This window comes from Bartonella sp. B10 (assembly GCF_053794435.1).
On record NZ_CP200030.1, the window covers coordinates 1,248,667 to 1,269,775 of the forward strand.

The window sequence follows — 21,109 nt, forward strand, 5'->3', positions numbered from 1 at the left end:
AACCTCCTTATATGATTATTCAAAATAAAAATGGTGTGTAAGATATTAAAATTTTTCAATACGCATTAGTGCCTACAACTAACATCTAGGAGGAATTTGTATATTTTTATCGCTTACATGCAAAACTTTAAACAATTTTCCCATTTGATCTGGATTAACCAATCGTTGAACATCTTTGCAGATTTTGTTTTGCAGTTCGGTGGTTTTGTCTGCTCCAAGCTTTCTTGCACGTTCTAAAAGACCCATTTTTAAAAGAAACTCTCCTTGTTCCATAATTTCAGCAAAACAACCTTGTTTTAAAGCTATCGTTTTTAAAAAAGAAAAATCGACATGTGATGTTAAATCATGTTCACCTGGAGCGTCAAAGATATCACGAAATTTATGTTTTGAGACTGCCTGTAGTGTATCGCCAAATGCAAGATCGGAGGCGCCATAATCAATGAGCAAAGCAGAACCTTTCATTTGTATTAAACGATTGATAATTTGTTGCATCAAGCAGTACCGTGAGGGTGCATGTTCAAAAATTGTTCCATCAGGTATTTCAGAATGGGAAAATTGTAAGCAAGAAGAAGGAAGTTTACGAGAGCCAGTAATAAACGTGAAATTTCCATCTTTATTAACTGTAATACGGCGTTCTCTCCATTCTCCATTGATTTTTATATACTGGTTTATGGGGAGTGCATCGAAGAGCTCGTTAGCAATCAGGAAAAGAGGTCCTGAGGGAATTTGATTAAGATTTTCAATGTTATGGATTTTTTTTTGATAAGGTGAGAGACGATTTTGTTGTTCTTTTGCAAGGCATTTGCTTATCTCAATTAGAAAAATCTCAGCAGCATTAAATGCTGTGGTACATAACTTTTGCATAGTACGCAAAACATCATCCATAAGTGTTCCACATCCTGGACCTATTTCAGCTAAAATGAAAGGGCAAGGACAATTCTGAGCTTTCCAGCTGGCAAGGATCCAGATGCCAATCATTTCGCCAAATAATTGGCTTATTTCGGGTGCAGTTATAAAATCGCCAGTGCGCCCAAATGGGATACGTGTTTGATAATAGCCAAATTGGGGATCTGTGAGCGCTAATGTCATATATTCACTGACAGTAATTGACCCCTTGAGGGAAATAATTCCTTTAATTTTTTCTTTTAGAGTGGCCATTATTTTATAGATTTGTATCTAAAAGCTTGGAGAAGTAGATAAATACCCAAAAGAAACATAGGAAGACATAAGGCCATACCATAGGTAAATCCAATGGAATGGAAAAGGGTAGAAAACCATTCTGGGTCTTCTTGGGGAGCACGATAAATTTCTAAAATGCTCCTTGCTATTGCGTAGCTTATAACAAACGTTCCTGCTACAGTGCCAGGACGTTTTAGTGCTTTGAAAGCAAAAATAATAATGCATAAGATGATAAAGAGCACAAACCCTTCCATGAGTGCTTCATAAAGTTGGCTTGGATGGCGCGGTAGATATTGGGGATCTTTAGGAAAGCAAACAGACCAAGGTACAGTAGTAATCTTTCCCCATAATTCTTGGTTAATAAAGTTGCATACTCGTACAATACCGATGCCAATAGGAGCACCTGCAGCAATTATATCAAACATTGCGCGTATGTTTATATTGTTGGTACGAGCAAACCAGACCATTGCGGTAATTATACCAATGAGTCCGCCATGAAAAGACATACCTCCATCCCATACTGCGATGATAGCACTTGGATGGTGAAAGTAATAATTAGGATCCCACACAAGAACTTGTCCTAAGCGACCACCAACAACGATGCTTATAGTGGCTAAGACAACAAAATCTCCTATTTTTTGCTCATCCATAGGGGGATGATTTGCGTACCATAGTGATTGTTTTTTTAATAATTTTCTTGCATACCACCACGCAAAAAGAATGCCCACAACATAACCAAGTCCATACCAATGTAGAGCTATGGAGCCTAAACGTATAATTACGGGATCAAGAAAAGTAGGAAAAGCAATCGTTGGACAAAAAAGATCATTCATGAATAAGCGCTTTACATTTATAAGTTACATGATGGTTAGAAATGCCAGATGAATACATAACGGTCAAGTCAGTAGAATGGTAGGTTTTTTATTTATAATTGTTAAAATTTATAGTGAAAAAGGAATACAAGAAGGCTTGGTGAATTTTGTATAATAACATAAAGTTTATACAGTAAAGGGAACAACTACAGTATCTAAATGTTATAAAAACACGCTATAGTATGTGCGTAAATAATTAAAATTAAGGAAAAATAATATGCGTAATGGATCAAACCGTATTCTTGATGAATTAGCAAAATTAGCAACAGATGCAGCTGATGTCGCACAGGGTATACGACGGGAAGCTGGAACGGCATTTCGTTTGCAGGCTGAAAAAATGGCAAATAAACTTGATCTCGTTTCACGCGAAGAATTTGAAGCATTTAAAGAGATGGTGCTAAAATTACATGCTGACAATGCTGATTTGAAAAAACGTCTTGATGATTTGGAAAAAGCGTCAACACGAAAAAAATAGAATGCTTTCTATAAAAAATTATAATTTTAAAAAAATATCCCCAATTTTTCAAATACGATGAGTGAACTTAAAAAATGCTTAATCATGAGTCTGTTAGAGTGAATCGTCTGTGTCGTTTTTGTTTTTTTTTTATAAAAAACTACTTTTTTTGAATCAGGGGGCTGGCGCTATGAAATTGTATCAATACACTGAAAAGTCTTAGTGATTCGTTTTATGATTATCGGACTTATTATCGTAGGGAGCTTTATTTGTTTCCAGATACTTTGTCGTGTGTTGTCGGTATTTTTAGTATGTGTTTGTTTCATGTAAAGGTTTTTATTTCAGCAAAATATTGTTGTGGTTTGGGCATTTCCCATTCTGTTGATAATGTTTTTCATATGATTGAGGGTTAATGATGAGGCTTGCATTTTGCGCCACAGAAAGAGAAGAGCATCCTGTTGATTTTATCGAGCAGATTGCCTGCAAATACGATTGGTCTTTTGAGCGGAATGTGGAAGATGAGATTAATGTTTGTGTGGAGGGGAAACAAGCAAATTATCGGCTCGCTTTTTCATGGATGGAAGAGCAGGAAGCTCTTCATTTATCTTGTGCATTTGATCTTTTTATTGAAAATACTCGCACAGCGGAAATGCATCGCTTATTGCTAGCAATTAATGAAAAATTATTACTGGGGCATTTTGATTATTGGCACGGAGACAGTTCAGTAATTTATCGGCAAGGGCTTCTTTTGGTTGGCGGGGTTCATCCGTCTCATTTACAGGTTGAAACATTGTTGATACATGCGCTAAAAATCTGTGAAAGTCATTATACCGCGTTTCAGATGGTTGCATGGTCTGGTGAAAGTGCTTGCAAAGCACTGCAGTACGCTTTGTTTGAAACTGTAGGAAACGCTTAAAATTATTTGGTAAACCTGCTTTACAATCTTGTTTCTTAATCAATGGATGAAATATTTTTATAAGAGGATATCAATAATAGTACGTAATCCCCTTAATGGGGTATTATATAACTATATTATCTCCATGTTACGCATTATCGTTTGGGGAAATAAAATTCTAAAAAACTGTTCTTTAGTACTTTTATTTCACAAGTATTGTATTTCTTTATTAAAGTTTGTAGAAATTTGGATGCAAGATTCATTTTTAGTAAAAGATTGGAATAAAAAACTAATACAATGAATATTGTTATAAATAACAATAAAGTAAGTCATATTATTTATACAAAACTTGAATGTTATGAGTAATTTTTCGGTACTTTAACAAAATTTAGTTTCAAAAAATCAAGTTTGTATAGCTTATATAAAGCTGATGACAGGGGGTGTTTTACTCTACAATCGGAAGTGATCACTGAATGAGATGATGAAAATATTTAGATTTTAAAGGAATATCATGGGTAATCTCAGCACGCATATTATTCAAGTTACGCCTTTTCGACAAAACTGTACTCTGCTTTTTGATGATGAGTGTAAAATAGGTGTTTTAGTTGATCCCGGTGGCGATTGGCATAAAATCCAAGAAGTGATTAAAAAGATAGGCGTTATTGTTGAGGCTATTTGGATAACGCACGGTCATATTGATCATGTAGGAGCAGCGATGCAAGCTAAGGAAGCGCTTAACGTAAAAATTATAGGTTCGCATCGTGATGATAAGCCTGTAATGGATGCTATGGGTGAAAGTGCAAAAAATTATGGTATGATGGATGCGCGCATTTGTATTCCTGACCAATGGTTGGAAGATGGCAGTGTCGTTCATTTCGCAGGACATGTTTTTAATGTTTTTCATACACCGGGACATTCTCCTGGCCACGTCATTTATTTCAATATAAGAGAACGTTTTGCTTTATTGGGTGATGTGTTGTTTCGTGGTTCCATCGGACGTACAGACTTTCCATTCTGTTCTCATGAAGAATTGATGAAATCCATTAAGGAGAAAGTTTTGCCTTTAGGTGATGACGTCAATTTTATTTGTGGTCATGGTTTAGGAAGCCGAATAGGCTATGAACGTCAAAGGAATCCTTTTCTTCAAGAAATTTGAGGAATTGATATAAAAAAATCCGCTTTAAAGCGGATCTTTTGAGTGTATTCAAATTATTGTTTTAGTGGGGCATAGCAGAAGTGATCTAAGCCATCATAACCACGAAAAGTACCTGTTTTATAATTAAATGAACGGTATCTTTTTTTACAATATTCAAACCAACCAGCTGTCCATGGCTGTTGAATCTGATGGTGCTCTGCCACCTGCTGTGTTTGGTAAACTACCTGACTTTTTGGTGAATTTTGGTAGATAACTTGAGGTTGTGCAGGTTGTTTGAGGATATGACCAAGAATTGCACCTGCAGCTAGTCCAAGGACACCTGCAGCTACAGCATCACCTGCATTATTAGGTGTTTGAGATTGATAAGCATGGTTGCGTGTTGTACGTTCTACACGACGATATTTTTCATATTCAACGCGCTGATTATTTTGTACTCGCCTTGTATGATCGACATGCTGGTGGGAAGGTTGATTATTTGAGTGAAAAGGGTGATGCTGACTAAGAATAGATTTAACATCATATCCACCAAAAGGATGATGTTGGCGAAGAATAGATTCGACATTATAGGGGCCAGAAGAATGGCTAGGATGACGAACAGAAGGGATGGTTCTAACAGTTTCTTTAGTATATTCATTATAAATTACTGTTGAATTTGCCAAAACTTCGGTTAATGGTACCGAGATTATTGCAGTTGATACTGCTGATAATACTGCTAATTTCGTTAATTTCATCATAGCAATACTCCTTATACAATGTTTTCATTATTCGCATTATAAACACGTCAAGCTGAACACAGCCTGAACGATTTTCAAGTTTATTCTAATACAACAAATAAAGAAGCTATTTGGTTGAGGACAAAATGCGAATAAGTTAAAGAAAAATGATTCAAAAAACATCTCCAACAACAGACTATGATCCTAAACCGATTAATAACACCAAGTCTATGGTTTCTACTTTTTAACAGCAATAGTGAATTCTACATTAAACAGCGACTTTTGCAAACAATAATTTTGGCGTAATCTAATTTGATAAAATCTATGATTTGAATAACAGAGATGCGAATAAAGATATTATTATTGTATGCCATTATATATTCATGGTTCGTTATTGTGCGTTAAAAGATCATCAGAAATTGTCAATTCTATTTTTTGCAGCTGCTTAATTTCATCACGAAGTCGTGCTGCTTCTTCAAAATTTAGATCAGTTGCTGCCTCGTGCATTAACTTTGTAAGATGTTGAATATGGATCGCTAAATTGCTACCAACCATGTCATTTTTCCTGATAAAATCAGGAATATTCAGATGAGCATGATCATTTTTGTTTTCTGAATGAAGAATGTCGCTGACATTTTTTTTGATACTGGTGGGTGTGATATTATGTTTTTTATTGTATGCTATTTGTTTGTGTCGACGCCTTTGTGTTTCTTGTAAAGCTCGTTCTATAGAACCAGTTATCTTATCTGCGTAAAGAATAACTTGGCTATCTGCATTGCGTGCAGCTCGTCCGATCGTTTGTATAAGGGATGTTTCTGCGCGCAAAAAACCTTCTTTGTCAGCATCTAAAATAGCGACAAAACCGCATTCTGGGATATCTAGTCCTTCTCTAAGCAGATTAATGCCAACCAAAACATCAAAGGTTCCAAGCCGCAGATCACGAAGAATTTCAATACGTTCTAAAGTATCAATGTCAGAATGCATATAGCGTACGCGAATACCTTGTTCATGTATATATTCAGTTAAATCCTCAGCCATACGCTTAGTTAGGACAGTGACCAATGTGCGATAGCCTTTTTTAATTATTTTATGAATTTCATTTACAACATCATCGACTTGAGTATTCGCAGGACGAATTTCTGTTGGTGGATCAATCAGTCCTGTTGGGCGGATAATTTGTTCAGCAAAAATGCCTTGTGATTGTTCTATTTCCCAGCGTCCTGGAGTTGCAGAGACAGCGATAGTCTGTGGACGCATGGCATCCCATTCTTCAAAGCGTAAAGGACGGTTATCCATACAGGAAGGTAAACGAAATCCATATTCCGCTAAAGTAGCTTTTCGCCGAAAGTCACCTCGGTACATGCCATGAATTTGGGGAATGGTTACGTGACTTTCATCAATAAAAACAATAGCATTATTCGGAATATATTCAAATAAGGTTGGTGGTGGTTCACCTGGTTTTCGCCCTGTGAGATAGCGTGAATAGTTTTCAATTCCAGAGCAAGTGCCAGTAGTTTCCAACATTTCTAAATCAAAAGTTGTGCGCTGTTCTAAGCGTTGTGCTTCTAAAAGACGTCCAGATGTGTTTAATTCATTAAGGCGTTGAGCTAATTCCATTTTGATGGATTTTATTGCTTGATTTAATGTTGGTCGTGGTGTCACATAATGTGAATTAGCATAAATTTTTATAGATTGAAGGTCATCTGTTTTTTGTCCTGTTAGAGGATCAAATTCGGTAATCGCTTCTACTTCATCACCAAATAACGAAATGCGCCAAGCGCGATCTGAAAGATGGGAAGGAAAAATTTCTATTGTATCACCTCGTACACGAAAAGAACCACGAATGAAGTTCACGTCCTGTCGACGATAGTGTTGAGCAACTAAATCATACAGCAATTGTTGTTGATTGAGATTATCACCTTTTCGTATTTGGAATGTCATAGCAGTATAAGATTCTACGGAACCAATTCCATAAATACAGGACACAGATGCAACAATAATAACATCGTCACGCTCAAGGACAGCTCTTGTTGCAGCATGGCGCATACGGTCGATTTGTTCATTGATCGAGGATTCTTTTTCAATATAAGTGTCAGAGCGTGCAACGTAGGCTTCTGGTTGATAATAGTCATAATAAGAAACAAAATATTCAACAGCATTATAGGGGAAAAATTTTTTAAATTCTCCATAAAGTTGTGCAGCTAGAGTTTTATTGGGTGCTAAAATGAGGGCTGGGCGCTGCGTTTTCTCAATAACTTTGGCCATTGTATAAGTTTTTCCTGAGCCAGTAACACCTAAAAGCACTTGTGTAGGTTCATTTTTTGCAATTCCATCAACTAGAATTTGTATTGCTTTAGGTTGGTCTCCCGCAGGCTCAAAGGGTGTTTTTAGTTGAAATGGAATACCACCTTCAGATTTTTTAGGATAAGAAGGACGATGAGGTGTCCATAATTCTCCATTTTTAAATAGGGGATTACCTGAATCAATGAGTGCAGAAAGAGTTTTAACTGTTGCTGTGATATTGTTTTCCATTATTGCGCCCTTTTCTATGAAAGTATTCACGGTTTCGTAGGAAACATCAAGTTTGAAGATTTGAGGAAGACAATAGAAAAGCGTTTTTTAGTAGTTCTGCATCAGTCTATTTTTTATATTATTATAGGATATGAGCTTTTCGAAGATTTTTCTGGGAGTGATGACATCTTTGGTTATCACTTCGCTTGTGTGATTATGATTTCTAATAAAGCATGTTATCATAATGTTTGCTGTAGCTTTTACGGATAAAAATAGTAATTGCTATAATCCGTGGTGGAAAACATAATGTATGTACGATAAAGATCATTTCCATTTTTAAATGATAGATAACGGGATGATACCCAGCCTATTTGGTCATTGTATACGATTTGACACCAATTGCCTCTACAGGTTTGAACAAATACTGGTTGACCTGCAGGGATTAAACCGCGAAGCATGTACTGAGTGCTTGGTCCTGTCCTAAAATTAAGATTTTTTGTGACAAAGGCGCTTGCTCCCCCAGCTATTGTTTTTGTTAGAAAGAGAAAACTAAACATAAAAAAAATCATCAATCTCTTCATTTTTTCTCCAAAGAGTTTTTTATCCTTTTATCATAGCCTATAAAAAATTCCCTCTTATAGGCTATGATAAAGCAGAAAAAAACGCAATTGTTTCTTTCATATGTTGCTGATTATAAGAATGGAAGTAAGATTTTAAAACATTAATATAGATGGTGGCCTAAGCATGCTTGTTTAAATGTTTTTGTATCCTTTATTTATTTTTATATGGAAAACAAGGATACTGTACTATATAATCAGATGACATTGTGATTTTCGGATTCCAAAAGTAATTTTGGAAGCCTTTTTTTGTTTTTTATTAAACCTTCCATGTAACAGAAAGGGACGGATTATGGAAAAAGTTCCGATGACTACAGCTGGTTTTGAAAGTCTTAAAGAAGAGTTACGTTGGCGTCAGCAGCAGGAGCGTCCAAGAATTATTGAAGCAATTTCTGAGGCGCGTGCTCATGGTGATTTATCAGAAAATGCTGAATATCACGCTGCTAAAGAGGCGCAAAGCCATAATGAGGGACGTATCAATGAGCTTGAAGATTATATTGCGCGTGCAGAAGTTATTAATGTTTCACGTCTTTCAGGTTCAAAAATTAAATTTGGAGCGACTATAAAGCTTTTAGATGAAGACACTGAAGAAAAAAAGGTTTATCAGATTGTTGGTGATCAAGAAGCTGACGTGAAGACTGGTAAAATTTCTATTTCTTCACCTATTGCGCGAGCACTTATTGGTAAGGAAGAGGGGGATGTGATTGAAGTAAATGCTCCAGGCGGTGCGCATAATTATGAGATTATTAAAGTTCAATACATCTAGGTTTTTATGCGTGTATCTTTAAATAGAGACCGAGGTTATTGCTCCTCATTAAAAAATATATATCAGGAGCAATATTTATAGTTACACTTATTCAGCTAATCCTAATAAAGCAGGCATCTAGTGTTTGTGTGTTTACTTTCTGAGTTTGGTTGCCACAAAATTTATAAGCTCTTATATTTGATTATCTTTTAGGCTTTTGGAGAAGCTTTATAGGTGACTCGTTTTGTATTTGGAATCACGATATTATATTGAAATTATTCGGACCAGAAGGCAGGAATAAAAAGTACGAATATGGTTATAATTTCAAGACGACCAGCTAGCATCAGAAAACTCAAAATCCATAAAGCATTGTCATTAATCGTAGAGAAATTACCAGCAGGACCAATGATATCTCCAAAACCTGGGCCAATGTTTGAAAGAGCTGTTAAGACGCCTGTAAAAGAAGAAGTAAAATCAAGACCAGTTGTGAGTAAAAGTGCGGTACCGACAATAAGACAGAACATGTAAAGGCATATAAAAAACAAAACTGCTTGAGCAACATCGCTGGATATATGTGAATGATCATAGCGAGCCTTTACAATGACGTTAGGAGAAAGAAGCTTTGCCATATTAATTTGAGCAATACGCCAAAGGATAATCAAGCGATTAATTTTTATGCCGCCAGAGGTAGAACCAGCACATCCGCCTGCAAAAGAAATAATAAAAAAAATACCAAGCGCAAAAGGTCCCCAAAGCTGATAATCTTTAGCACTATATCCGGTGGTGCTGATGATGGATGTCAGGTGAAAAACTACGTCAAAAAAAACCCAATGGAAGGCACGATTATCATGAAATCTTAGCCATGCTGCTAAAGCAAAGCTTAAGAGTAAAACAATATTTAAAAAAACAATTACTTGTGGATCAATGAAGCGCTTAGAATGACCAGGAATCACCAATTTAACGTAAAGTACAAAGGGTAAAGCGGAGAGCAACATGAAGATTGTTGCAACAATTAAGATGGCGGGTTTATCAGAAAAGTATTCAAAGGAGGAATCATGAGTTGAGAATCCAGCTGTTGCTACAGTGCTCATTGCGTGGTTTATAGCATCAAATAAAGTCATGCCGGAAGCAAAATATGAAAGCATGCAGGCAAGTGTTAGTCCAATGTAAGCTATGATAATTCCATTAGCGATTTGGTTGATGCGGGGCAATATTTTTTCAGATTTGTCCGATGATTCCATATGAAAAAGCTGTACTCCTCCGACACGGAGTGAAGGCAAAAGCAATAAGGCTAGACCAATAAAGCCAATGCCTCCAATCCAGCATATGATAGAGCGCCATAACAAAATACTTTGTGATAAATTATCAAGATTTGTGATTACTGTGGAGCCTGTAGTGGTAATCCCAGAAACGGATTCAAAAATTGCTTCTGCTAAAGAAATAGGGAGAGGAGAAAGATAAAGAGGTAAAGCACCCACTACGCTTCCTGTTAACCAAAGGCAAACTGTAAGCATGAAGCCAAGTCGTGCAGAAAAACGGCAAATAGCACCCCTCGTTGCTAAAAAAATTAGCGTTGCCAACATAACAGTTACAATGGAAGAGTAAATAAAAGTTACCCAATGACGGCTTTCATCATACAAATCTACAAAAGCAGGCAAAAGCATTGCCGCTCCCATGATGAATGCAAAACGTGCACAGACATTGGTAATAAATTGAAAAATGGCTATCCCCTATGCTTTATTTATTTTTGTTACGGTTTTTTTCATTATAATCTATGTTTTACGGCTTATAGGATAAAGATTAACTTTCATACTAAATATATCCGATAAATCAGTAATCAATATTCTAGCAAAATTTTAAAAAGGTACGTATACACCATAAATCTGAGATATTGAAAAATATTTTTTTTAGGCGACACGCTATTATAATTAATGTTAAAAAACACAAAATGAAAGGGATTATATGATAGAATCGCATATTCGCTCTCTTATTATCGGTTCTGGGCCAGCTGGCTACACAGCGGCGATCTATGCGGCGAGAGCTATGCTAAAACCTGTTCTAGTTACTGGGTTGCAGCACGGTGGGCAATTGATGATTACAACTGATGTTGAAAATTATCCAGGTTTTTCGGATCCAATTCAAGGCCCATGGTTGATGGAGCAAATGGCAAAACAAGCCGAGAATATGGGAGTGAAAATTGTCTATGATCTTATTACAAGAGCTGATTTATCAAAGCGACCTTTTACCTTATATGGAGATTCAGGAACACAGTATTGTTGTGATTCATTGATTATTGCAACAGGAGCGCAAGCTCGCTGGCTTGGCTTAGAAAGTGAGCAGACGTTTATGGGTGGTGGTGTTTCTGCTTGCGCTACGTGTGATGGTTTTTTTTATCGTGATAAAGATGTTATTGTTGTAGGAGGGGGGAATACAGCTGTTGAAGAAGCACTTTATTTATCACATTTGGCTAAAAGTGTAAGTGTGGTTCATCGCCGAAACTATTTGCGAGCAGAGAAAATTTTGCAAAATAGGTTGCTTGCTTGCAGTAATGTACGTATTATTTGGGATCACACAGTAGAGGAAATCACTGGTTTGCCAGCTCAGGGAGCAGTGGGAGCTGTTGTAACAGGTGTACGGCTTAAACATGTTAAAACCGGACAAGAGGTTAAGCTAGATGCAGATGGAGTATTTATTGCTATCGGGCATGATCCTGCTGTTTCTCTGTTTGAGGGTCAATTAAAGCAAAAATTAGGTGGTTACTTATGGACAGCGCCAGATTCAACAGCAACAAGCATTTCTGGTGTTTTTGCTGCAGGAGATGTCTCGGATGATACGTTTCGTCAAGCTATAACAGCTGCTGGAAGAGGATGCATGGCGGCGCTGGAGGCAGAACGGTTTTTAAGTACACAGATATAAATGCTTAAAATCACATGCCGACTGGGCAAGTAAAAGAAGTTATAGGTAAAATTGTGATGTCACCGCTGGATTGGGATAAGTTAAGAGTTTTTCATGCTGCAGCAGAGGCGGGTTCTTTTACGCATGCAGCTCAGAAGCTTCATTTATCCCAATCAGCAATTTCACGACAAGTTTCAGCTTTAGAGCAGGACGTTGGTGTATCTTTGTTTCAGCGACATGCACGTGGTTTGATTCTTACAGAACAAGGTGAAATTCTTTATCGGACAACTAACGGTATTTTTATGAGCCTTGAAAATGCGCGTTCGCAGTTAAGTGAAAGCTGTGAAAAACCGACAGGGCTTTTGCGGGTTACATCGACTTTTGGAGTGGGAGCAGGATGGCTTGTGGAGCGTATGCCTGAATTCCTTAACCTTTATCCTGATATGCGAGTCCAGATTTTACTTGATGATAAAGAACTAGATCTAACAATGCGTCATGCAGATTGTGCTGTTCGTTTACGTCAGCCCCAACAGCCTGGTCTAATACAAAGAAAATTATTTACAATTCATATGCATGTTTATGCTTCAAAGAATTATATTGAAAATTATGGTAGACCAGAAAAATTATCCGAGTTAGATACACACCGCATTATTTCATTTGGCGAACCTGTTCCACCTTATTTATCTGGATTAAATTGGTTAGAAAAAGCTGGAAGAAGTGATGGATCTTTGCGTACTTCGATACTACAAATCAATAATATCATTTCAATTAAGCATGCGATTATGCGTGATCTTGGTATTGCTGTACTTCCTGATTATATAGTGGATAATGATGAGAAGCTTGTACGTATTTTCCCTGATATGATTGATATTCCCTCATTTGATACTTTTTTTTGCTATCCTGATTCTTTGAAAAATTTAGCAAAGCTGAATGTTTTTCGAGATTATATTTTTCTAAAAGCTCGTACATGGTCTTTTTAATGATGTATTATTTTAAAGATATGCTTTTATTGCATAGCAGGTTCGCATAAGTTTTTATTGCACCTATCTCGACAAAATGAGATAAGATATCATCTCTTGATTATGTTGCCTCCCATTGCATTTTCTTGAGTGTTCCCTTAGTGGAGGTCTGTATGATTGATTTCATCTCTGCAGATTTTCCAAATTTGCCGGACGTTATTGTCCGGCTTTTTTTTACTTCTAAAAAATATTCTCCTAGAAACATATTGGAAGATGATAAGAAAAAAATACAGTTTTGATGAATATTAGAAATCGTTTAATGAGGTGCTTATATCCCTCAGTACAGATTCCATTAGTATTATTAATTTAATTGATAAATTTAACATTTTATAAAAGTTATATTTCAATTATAAAGCCAAGATTAGTTAAAGCCTGCATGATATTAACACAAATCAAAAATTCTATACTAGTATGATTTTTGAAATTGCTAATGTATTACATTATCATACGAAAATACTGAAAGATTTCTTTTATTCTTCTTATGCATTATGCAATTTTTTATAAAAATTGGTTAATTATATCATGGCTAACTTTTTGAAAATATGATCAGAATATAGGCATTCGGCAATAAAACTGTCGTAAGTAGAGGATACCTAGAATTTCACAGTAAATTATTACAAAAGCGCTGGATACGTAAACAAGCTTCTTCAAGTAATTTTTCTGAGGTTGCATAAGAAATACGAAATGTTGATCCAAGCCCAAAGGCAGATCCATGAACTACGGCAACAGATTCTGCTTCCAAAAGCGATATTACAAAATCCTCGTCATTAGCAATAATTTTACCTTCAGGGGTCTTTTTTCCAATGATTTCCGCACAAGAAGGGTAAACATAGAAGGCACCTTCTGGTGTTGGACAGTTAATACCAGGAGCTTGATTGAGCATGGAAACAACGAGATTTCGTCGTGCTTGAAAAATATTTCTATTTCTAACGATAAAATCTTGTGGGCCATTAAGTGCTTCAACGGCTGCCCATTGTGAAATAGCACTTGTGCCAGATGTTTGTTGGCCTTGAATAACATCCATGGCATGAATTAAATCTTGTGGACCTCCTGCATAACCAATTCTCCAACCAGTCATAGCATAGGCTTTAGAAACACCATTCATTGTAAGTGTACGATTGTAAAGTTTTGGTTCGATTTGTGCTGGAGTGACAAAGGTAAAACCTTCGTATGTTAGGTGTTCATATATATCATCACTAAGGATATACACATGAGGGTATTTTAGTAAAACATCTGTTAGCTTTTTTAATTCATCATGCGTATAAGCAGCGCCCGATGGATTAGAAGGAGAGTTAAAAATGAACCATTTGGTTTTGTTAGTTATCGATGATTCTAGCTCTTGTGGTTGAAGTTTATAAGAAAATTCAGATTTAGTTTCTACAAAAATAGGTATACCATCATTGAGAGTAACAATTTCTGGATAACTTACCCAATAAGGGGATGGAATGATAACCTCATCTCCTTTATTTAGAGTTGCCATCAATGCATTAAAGAGAATCTGTTTGCCTCCCGTGCCAACAATAATTTGCTCTGGCTTATAAACCAGATTATTTTCTCTTTTAAATTTTGCAGCAACTGCTTGGCGCAATTCAGGAATACCAGATACGGGAGTGTATTTTGTTTCACCGCGTTGAATAGCTTCAATGGCAGCATTTTTTATATTATCTGGTGTATCAAAATCTGGTTCTCCGGCGCTTAAAGAAATGACATCATGTCCTGATGCCTTCAAGTTACGCGCTTTTTGCGCAACAGTAATTGTTGCAGAAGGTTTGATACGAGAAAGTTTATCGGCGATAAAAGCCATAGTTTCAATTCCTTATACATATAAGCAAATAACTGTTAGTTTAAAGATATTGTATAAAAGATTATATTCTACGCAATAAAAAATTGTGAGAGAATTTTTAGGAAAATTTGTTTCAAATATAGACAATACCCTATTTTTTAATATTTTTTACAAAAACTAAGTTTTTAGTGATTATAGAATATTAAAAAAAATAGTAATATTTGTTGTAATAAGTACTTTAAAATAAGCAGTGAATACTTTACAGGAAATAAAAAACCCTCACCCGTAAAGGCAAGGATTTTTAGAGAAATATAGACAAACTTAAAAATTAAAGAGTTGCGAGGTTGCCAGCAGCAAACTTCCCCGAGCGACGATCTTGCAGAACATCATAAGAAATCTTTTGACCTTCATTAAGGTTGTTTAGGCCAGAACGCTCAACGGCAGAAATATGGACAAACACATCCGCACTTCCATCACTAGGTTGAATAAAGCCAAAACCTTTTGTTGTATTAAACCACTTAACTGTTCCTGTAGACATAGGAAACTCCTTAGTAATATATAATATTGTATACTGAAGCCATAGGCATTCAATATGGATTTAGATCGAAATTAGGTGGGAGAAGTTTCATTAAAAGTGCAAGACGCACAGGAAAGCAAGTCACTAACCGAAAGTCCGATATACTCTACATAAAGGTTTTAGCGATAAAAAGCAAGTCTTAATTGGTATTTTTTACACAAAGCAAAATATTTATAGGAAATATCAAAAACAGCATACTTCACAGTATCAAAAAACTCTTAGGTAAAATAGCTTTGCAGCGGGCGTACTTCTAGGTTATTTTTTTTCAGAGCTTTGATCGCTTTAACGACAGATTCGGCTCCGGCTATTGTTGTGTAATAGGGAACTTTTTGCATGAGCGCTGCATAGCGCAATGATTTAGAATCTGAGATAGCACTGGCGGTGTTTGTTGTATTAAAAATTAATTGAATTTGTCGGTTATGAATAGCATCTTCAATATGAGGGTGACCTTCCAGCACTTTATTGATTTTTTCTGTCTTAATTTTATGTTCAGAAAGAAATTTTTGTGTTCCATTTGTTGCTAAAATAGAAAAGCCAAGCTCAGCTAAACATTGGACAGGGCCTAAAATGCGCTTTTTGTCTTCATCTCTAACAGAAACAAACAAAGTTCCCTCTTGTGGAAGTTCAATACCAGCTCCAAGTTGTGCTTTGGCAAAAGCAAGTGCAAATTCATAATCAAGCCCCATTACTTCACCAGTTGAACGCATTTCTGGGCCAAGAAGTGTATCAACACCTGGAAAACGAGCAAAAGGAAAGACAGCTTCTTTGACAGCGATATGCGTTTTTTGTTTTGTCGAGGGTACTCCACCATAAGCTTGAAGGGCGCTGTGGAGAGTTTCTCCTGCCATAATGCGTGCAGCTACTTTAGCAATAGGGAGACCAATTGTTTTTGCAACGAATGGAACGGTACGTGAAGCACGGGGATTAACTTCAAGGACATAAATCGTATCATCTTTAACTGCATATTGCACATTCATAAGACCACGAACATGCAGTGCTTGTGCTAAAATTTTGGTCTGGCGTTCTAATTCCATAACCAACTTTTTTGAAAGCGTGTGTACCGGTAGAGAACATGCTGAATCACCTGAGTGGATACCTGCTTCTTCAATATGTTCCATTATACCAACGACCAATGTTTCTTTTCCATCACACAGACAGTCAACATCAAGTTCAATCGCTTCTGTTAGATAGGTATCAAATAAAAGCGGATTTTTACCAAGTAATGTATTAACTTGACCTGTCTTATTGTTAGGATAACGATTTTTGATCTCTTCTGATACCAATTCAGGCACTATCTCAAGCAAATAATTTTGCAGGCTTCGTTCATCACGGATAATTTGCATAGCACGTCCTCCTAAAACGTAAGAAGGACGCACAACCAACGGGAAACCAAGTTCATGAGCGACGAGGCGTGCTTGCTCAATTGAATGGGCTATGCCATTTTTGGGTTGATTTAAATTGAGTTTAAACAATAATTTTTGAAATCGATTCCTGTCTTCTGCTAAATCGATCGCGTCAGGTGAAGTACCTAAGATGGGGATTTTATTTTTTTCTAGTGCATTTGCTAGTTTCAGTGGTGTTTGTCCGCCGAACTGAACAATAACCCCAACTAATTCACCTTTTTTCTGTTCTGTTTCTAAAATAGCTAAAACATCTTCAGTTGTTAAAGATTCAAAATAAAGACGATCAGATGTATCATAATCGGTCGAAACTGTTTCAGGATTACAATTAATCATTATGGCTTCAAATCCTGCGTCGCGCAGTGCAAAAGCAGCATGACAGCAACAATAGTCAAATTCAATTCCTTGTCCAATGCGATTTGGTCCACCACCTAAAATGACAATCTTTTTGCGTTCAGAAATTTGTGCTTCTGAGGATTTCATATTTGTAAACGGTACTTCATACGTTGAATACATATATGCTGTAGATGAAGAAAATTCAGCTGCACAAGTATCAATACGTTTGAAAACGTGTTTGACATTTAGCGCTTTTCGCAAAGCAGCAATATCATCTGGATTTTGTTTAGTAAGAGAGGCTAATCGTGCATCCGAAAATCCCATTGCTTTTAACATGCGAAAATTTTCTGCATCTTGAGGCAATCCATGAATGCGGATACGTTGTTCCACTTCAATAATTGAGGATATTTGTTCTAAAAACCATGGATCGATTTTACTGATTTGATGAATTTCATTTAAGGGTAATCCTGCCCGCATTGCTTGAGCTATGTAGCGTAGACGATCAGGGCTTGGTATTGCGATGGCAGAGCGTATAGAATTTTTTTCATCGCCTTCAGCGTGTTCAGGAATAACAATTTCATCAAAACCGGTAAGACCAGTTTCAAGTCCACGAAGCGCCTTTTGCAGAGATTCTTGAAAAGTACGACCGATTGCCATTACTTCTCCAACAGATTTCATCGCAGTTGTTAAGACAGCTGGTGAATTAGGAAATTTTTCGAAAGCAAAACGAGGAATCTTGGTTACAACATAGTCAATAGAGGGTTCAAATGATGCTGGTGTTGTTCCACCCGTAATATCATTTTTTAGCTCATCCAGTGTGTAACCAATTGCTAATTTAGCTGCTACTTTGGCAATGGGAAATCCTGTTGCTTTTGAAGCAAGTGCTGAAGATCGAGAGACACGTGGGTTCATTTCAATAACAATGAGGCGGCCATTTTCCGGATTAACAGCAAATTGTACATTAGATCCACCGGTTTCTACACCAATTTCACGTAGGACAGAAATCGATGCGTTGCGCATCCGTTGATATTCCTTATCGGTTAAGGTAAGGGCAGGAGCCACAGTCATGGAATCACCGGTATGGATGCCCATAGGATCAATATTTTCAATGGAGCAAACGATGATGCAGTTATCATTCTTATCGCGGATAACCTCCATTTCATATTCTTTCCATCCCAGAACACTCTCTTCAATCAAAACTTCTGTTGTGGGTGAAGCTTCAAGACCACGTTCAATAATTTCATAAAATTCAGAGCGGTTGTAAGCAATGCCACCTCCTGTGCCACCAAGAGTGAATGAAGGGCGGATAATGGCTGGGAGACCAACAATATCAAGAGCCTGAACTGCTTTTGCGGTAGCATGTGCAATGTAATGTTGTTTTCTGTTAGCCTCTGCGCAACGCCAATCATGTTCAAGCTCTTCCAAAGCTTGGTAAAGTGCGTCGCCGGAAAATCTACTTTTAAGTTCATCACGTTTTTTTGCAAATAATTGGCGATTTTTTTCTTTGAGTTCAGTTGCATTAGCTAATATAGAACGTGGTGTTTCCAAACCGATCTTTGCCATAGCTTTGCGAAATAAGGCGCGGTCTTCTGCTTTATCGATAGCATCGGCATTCGCGCCTATCATTTCAACATTATATCTGTCTAAAATTCCCATACGTTTTAGTGATAAAGCGGTATTGAGTGCTGTTTGTCCTCCCATAGTTGGTAAAATGGCATCAGGACGTTCACGAGCGATAATTTGGGCAACTATTTCGGGGGTGATAGGTTCAATATAAGTTGCATCAGCTAAATCTGGATCCGTCATGATGGTGGCAGGATTGGAATTAACCAGAATAATTCGATACCCTTCTTCTTTTAAAGCTTTACAAGCTTGTGTGCCTGAATAGTCAAATTCACATGCCTGACCAATAATAATGGGTCCTGCTCCAATTATAAGAATAGATTTTATATCTGTACGTTTTGGCATGTTTTTTTCCTATGACAAACATCCGCGCATAATTGCGGTAAGCAGCGTTTAAATTTTAAGGCTAAAATCGTTTTATAGGTTAATATACAAAGAAAGTAAGCTATAAAATTTCTTTTCCATGCTTTTTTTATAAATTTTTTGATAAATATTTTTGTTGTTCTTACCAATTTTACATAAATAATAAGAGAAAAATAATTCTTTGATAAAATTATAAAAACGAATAGAATGGTTATGTCATTAAAAAATACTATAAATAGCTAAATATAATAAAGTACTTTATAAGTAAATAAAATTTTATTATAAAACAGAGCTGGTTATACAAATTAATATTTATCACTATTAATATATTTTTATACTGAAAGTTTTATATATAATTTTTCTTTATCATAAATTAATAATAATAAAATATGAATTGTAATACTAAATTTAATATTTTCTCCATAGTAATTACACGAATTCGTATATTTATCTTTATTAACTTAATTGTTCATTGGAAACATATATTCAATAATACATGGAGAAATACATGGAGATATTTTTGTTTCAATATTGGGTTATTTAATAGCTCTTAAAACAATAATTCCTGGTGTTTTTTCCACATAATCCATGAAAGGAGAATCTACTACTTTTTTATTTTCTTTTCGTGAAGAAGCATTACGTAACATCGGGCCATTATCTGTCATGATAAAGAAACCGACGTGGGTTACATCCAATCCTGCAAGTTTGGTATAAATACCAATGAAATCACCTGATTGTAAACGGCTTATAACCTCTTCATTGATAAATTCACTTGGAATGTAAGTTATTGTGCGTTTTACAACTGGGAGTCCAGGGAGATAGTTTTCACCATTAGCTTTTTGATTGAGATATTTATCAATGTTCACTGCATTAGGGCTTATTTGGGCAGTGATATCATTGGCGAGTTTATATTTTCTATAAGCCCAGTCAGTAAAAAAATGCTTTCTATTCAAAAAGCTAATATAACCATTAACATAGCGAGTTTGAATGACATTATTTATGAATTCTGTTTGCGATTTTGATTTCCGTAATGCTTCAACGTAGTCCAGATAAGTGAAACAGTCTAAACCTCTAAAATCAATTATCAGTTTTTCTGGTATATTTTTTGAGCCATGGAGCATATTTTCTCGGTAGGGGGTATCTAGAAAAGATTCAGATAAAATATCAATCATATGTCCTATTTCATGGTCATTAATCTTTGAACGTTTTTCAAGAAGAATATGGAGCTTATTTACAGTGTACGAATCTAAGTCCGCTTTGACGGGTTCTTGTGTTTTCATTTTGTTTTCTTGAATATTTTTATTACCAGCAAAATTTTGAAAATCATAACATGTAATCAAAGCTGATATTAAAATTAATAAAAATATTTTTTGCATTTTATTCACCATTTTTGCATTAATAACGAATCGGCTTGTAATTACTGAAAGTGGTTTTTAATTTATGCTTATCAAATTATCGCTTGGCTGGTGATGGCACAACAGCAAATCATAGCGTCCATAGATATAATCAGAATGTTGTTTTGGCTTATCCAGATTGTATGCAATACAAATATTCCTTGATGCATTAGTTTATAAAAAGTTTTGCTGTTATGCACCTAATTTTATATAGATTAGATAAGGAAATTTGTTATCATAGCAACTTTGATTTGTAATTCCATATTGATTCATTATCAATTGGTTATAAAAATTGATTCTTGACGTATGAACATTTTAAAAAAATAAATCTACATGTTTGCATAAATCCATGTTTTTGTGTATAGAATTTAGCACTGTATTAGATTTGTGGTTAGAACCATAAGTCGTCTGCCTGATTTGCCTACCATTTTTGTGTAAGTAAAATTCTAAGAGGGGGAGTTTTATTCTGGATCTGGTTTTTTTAACTTCTCAAAAAGCATCTATTGAAAGTGGTTATAGTTCTGCGCACAAGTATCTGTAGTCTATGCATTTTGTAAGATAGAAGTTTACGTGTTTT

The 21,109-nt window shown here is 35.9% G+C and carries 16 protein-coding genes; 6 read left to right on the top strand and 10 right to left on the bottom strand.

The genetic code is table 11. The features are described 5' to 3' along the window. Positions 1–78 precede the first annotated feature (78 nt). Positions 79–1,158, bottom strand: coding sequence for a class I SAM-dependent methyltransferase (locus V3565_RS05275; protein ID WP_455478142.1), 1,080 nt, complete (start codon positions 1,156–1,158; stop codon positions 79–81). Then, positions 1,158–2,012, bottom strand: a complete 855-nt coding sequence (gene lgt, locus V3565_RS05280; RefSeq protein ID WP_455478143.1) for a prolipoprotein diacylglyceryl transferase — start codon at positions 2,010–2,012, stop codon at positions 1,158–1,160. Before lgt ends, V3565_RS05275 begins: the two co-directional genes overlap by 1 nt. Before the next feature lie 256 nt (positions 2,013–2,268). Between lgt and V3565_RS05285 the strand changes: the two genes are divergently transcribed. The 3 genes from V3565_RS05285 to V3565_RS05295 all read left to right on the top strand — a co-directional run bounded on the left by V3565_RS05285 (position 2,269) and on the right by V3565_RS05295 (position 4,556). Further along, the gene (locus V3565_RS05285; RefSeq protein WP_455478144.1) at positions 2,269–2,526 is read left to right on the top strand and encodes an accessory factor UbiK family protein; all 258 of its coding nucleotides are present in this window, start codon (positions 2,269–2,271) and stop codon (positions 2,524–2,526) included. A 394-nt stretch (positions 2,527–2,920) separates the two neighbouring features. Next, positions 2,921–3,421 (top strand): YbjN domain-containing protein, encoded by a 501-nt coding sequence (locus V3565_RS05290; RefSeq protein WP_455478873.1) that lies wholly within the window; start codon positions 2,921–2,923, stop codon positions 3,419–3,421. Positions 3,422–3,911: 490 nt separating this feature from the next. Further along, positions 3,912–4,556: an MBL fold metallo-hydrolase gene (locus V3565_RS05295; RefSeq protein WP_455478145.1), complete on the top strand. Its 645-nt coding sequence runs from the start codon at positions 3,912–3,914 to the stop codon at positions 4,554–4,556. Between the two features lie 53 nt (positions 4,557–4,609). On the opposite strand, the gene V3565_RS05300 is transcribed toward V3565_RS05295, so the two are convergent. From V3565_RS05300 to V3565_RS05310, 3 genes are all read right to left on the bottom strand, one after another. Next, positions 4,610–5,290, bottom strand: a complete 681-nt coding sequence (locus V3565_RS05300) for a BA14K family protein (RefSeq protein WP_455478146.1) — start codon at positions 5,288–5,290, stop codon at positions 4,610–4,612. A gap of 360 nt (positions 5,291–5,650) precedes the next feature. After that, positions 5,651–7,801: an excinuclease ABC subunit UvrB gene (uvrB, locus tag V3565_RS05305; RefSeq protein WP_455478147.1), complete on the bottom strand. Its 2,151-nt coding sequence runs from the start codon at positions 7,799–7,801 to the stop codon at positions 5,651–5,653. A 239-nt stretch (positions 7,802–8,040) separates the two neighbouring features. Then, positions 8,041–8,361, bottom strand: coding sequence for an SH3 domain-containing protein (locus tag V3565_RS05310; RefSeq protein WP_455478148.1), 321 nt, complete (start codon positions 8,359–8,361; stop codon positions 8,041–8,043). 328 nt (positions 8,362–8,689) lie between these two features. Between V3565_RS05310 and greA the strand changes: the two genes are divergently transcribed. Continuing rightward, positions 8,690–9,163 (top strand): transcription elongation factor GreA, encoded by a 474-nt coding sequence (greA, locus tag V3565_RS05315; RefSeq protein ID WP_455478149.1) that lies wholly within the window; start codon positions 8,690–8,692, stop codon positions 9,161–9,163. A 254-nt stretch (positions 9,164–9,417) separates the two neighbouring features. Here greA and V3565_RS05320 read toward each other — a convergent pair whose 3' ends face one another. Beyond that, positions 9,418–10,806, bottom strand: a complete 1,389-nt coding sequence (locus V3565_RS05320; protein ID WP_455478874.1) for a TrkH family potassium uptake protein — start codon at positions 10,804–10,806, stop codon at positions 9,418–9,420. A gap of 298 nt (positions 10,807–11,104) precedes the next feature. On the opposite strand from V3565_RS05320, the gene trxB reads away from it, so the two are divergent. Both trxB and V3565_RS05330 read left to right on the top strand, forming a co-directional pair. Next, a complete protein-coding gene (trxB, locus tag V3565_RS05325; protein WP_455478150.1) occupies positions 11,105–12,058 on the top strand; it encodes a thioredoxin-disulfide reductase in 954 nt (317 codons plus the stop codon). Positions 12,059–12,111: 53 nt separating this feature from the next. Further along, positions 12,112–13,017, top strand: coding sequence for a LysR family transcriptional regulator (locus V3565_RS05330; protein ID WP_455478875.1), 906 nt, complete (start codon positions 12,112–12,114; stop codon positions 13,015–13,017). Positions 13,018–13,657: 640 nt separating this feature from the next. Here the strand turns inward: V3565_RS05330 and V3565_RS05335 are convergent. The 4 genes from V3565_RS05335 to V3565_RS05350 all read right to left on the bottom strand — a co-directional run bounded on the left by V3565_RS05335 (position 13,658) and on the right by V3565_RS05350 (position 20,514). Then, on the bottom strand, positions 13,658–14,860 hold the full coding sequence (locus tag V3565_RS05335; RefSeq protein ID WP_455478151.1) for a pyridoxal phosphate-dependent aminotransferase: 1,203 nt from the start codon (positions 14,858–14,860) through the stop codon (positions 13,658–13,660). 307 nt (positions 14,861–15,167) lie between these two features. Next, positions 15,168–15,377 (bottom strand): cold-shock protein, encoded by a 210-nt coding sequence (locus V3565_RS05340; RefSeq protein WP_455478152.1) that lies wholly within the window; start codon positions 15,375–15,377, stop codon positions 15,168–15,170. Positions 15,378–15,634: 257 nt separating this feature from the next. Next, entirely contained in the window at positions 15,635–19,120 is a 3,486-nt protein-coding gene (gene carB, locus V3565_RS05345; protein ID WP_455478153.1) for a carbamoyl-phosphate synthase large subunit, read from the bottom strand. 554 nt (positions 19,121–19,674) lie between these two features. After that, complete coding sequence (locus V3565_RS05350; RefSeq protein WP_455478154.1) at positions 19,675–20,514, bottom strand: DUF1460 domain-containing protein; 840 nt, start codon at positions 20,512–20,514, stop codon at positions 19,675–19,677. Positions 20,515–21,109 lie beyond the last annotated feature (595 nt).

Bases quoted from the DNA above. Each gene is read 5' to 3' on its own strand.
- V3565_RS05300 (WP_455478146.1), bottom strand. From the start codon at position 5,290: ATGATGAAATTAACGAAATTAGCAGTATTATCAGCAGTATCAACTGCA.
- V3565_RS05285 (WP_455478144.1), top strand. From the start codon at position 2,269: ATGCGTAATGGATCAAACCGTATTCTTGATGAATTAGCAAAATTAGCA.
- V3565_RS05290 (WP_455478873.1), top strand. From the start codon at position 2,921: ATGAGGCTTGCATTTTGCGCCACAGAAAGAGAAGAGCATCCTGTTGAT.
- V3565_RS05310 (WP_455478148.1), bottom strand. From the start codon at position 8,361: ATGAAGAGATTGATGATTTTTTTTATGTTTAGTTTTCTCTTTCTAACA.
- V3565_RS05295 (WP_455478145.1), top strand. From the start codon at position 3,912: ATGGGTAATCTCAGCACGCATATTATTCAAGTTACGCCTTTTCGACAA.
- trxB (WP_455478150.1), top strand. From the start codon at position 11,105: ATGATAGAATCGCATATTCGCTCTCTTATTATCGGTTCTGGGCCAGCT.
- lgt (WP_455478143.1), bottom strand. From the start codon at position 2,012: ATGAATGATCTTTTTTGTCCAACGATTGCTTTTCCTACTTTTCTTGAT.
- V3565_RS05335 (WP_455478151.1), bottom strand. From the start codon at position 14,860: ATGGCTTTTATCGCCGATAAACTTTCTCGTATCAAACCTTCTGCAACA.
- V3565_RS05320 (WP_455478874.1), bottom strand. From the start codon at position 10,806: ATGCTTTTGCCTGCTTTTGTAGATTTGTATGATGAAAGCCGTCATTGG.
- uvrB (WP_455478147.1), bottom strand. From the start codon at position 7,801: ATGGAAAACAATATCACAGCAACAGTTAAAACTCTTTCTGCACTCATT.
- carB (WP_455478153.1), bottom strand. From the start codon at position 19,120: ATGCCAAAACGTACAGATATAAAATCTATTCTTATAATTGGAGCAGGA.
- V3565_RS05340 (WP_455478152.1), bottom strand. From the start codon at position 15,377: ATGTCTACAGGAACAGTTAAGTGGTTTAATACAACAAAAGGTTTTGGC.
- greA (WP_455478149.1), top strand. From the start codon at position 8,690: ATGGAAAAAGTTCCGATGACTACAGCTGGTTTTGAAAGTCTTAAAGAA.
- V3565_RS05275 (WP_455478142.1), bottom strand. From the start codon at position 1,158: ATGGCCACTCTAAAAGAAAAAATTAAAGGAATTATTTCCCTCAAGGGG.
- V3565_RS05350 (WP_455478154.1), bottom strand. From the start codon at position 20,514: ATGCAAAAAATATTTTTATTAATTTTAATATCAGCTTTGATTACATGT.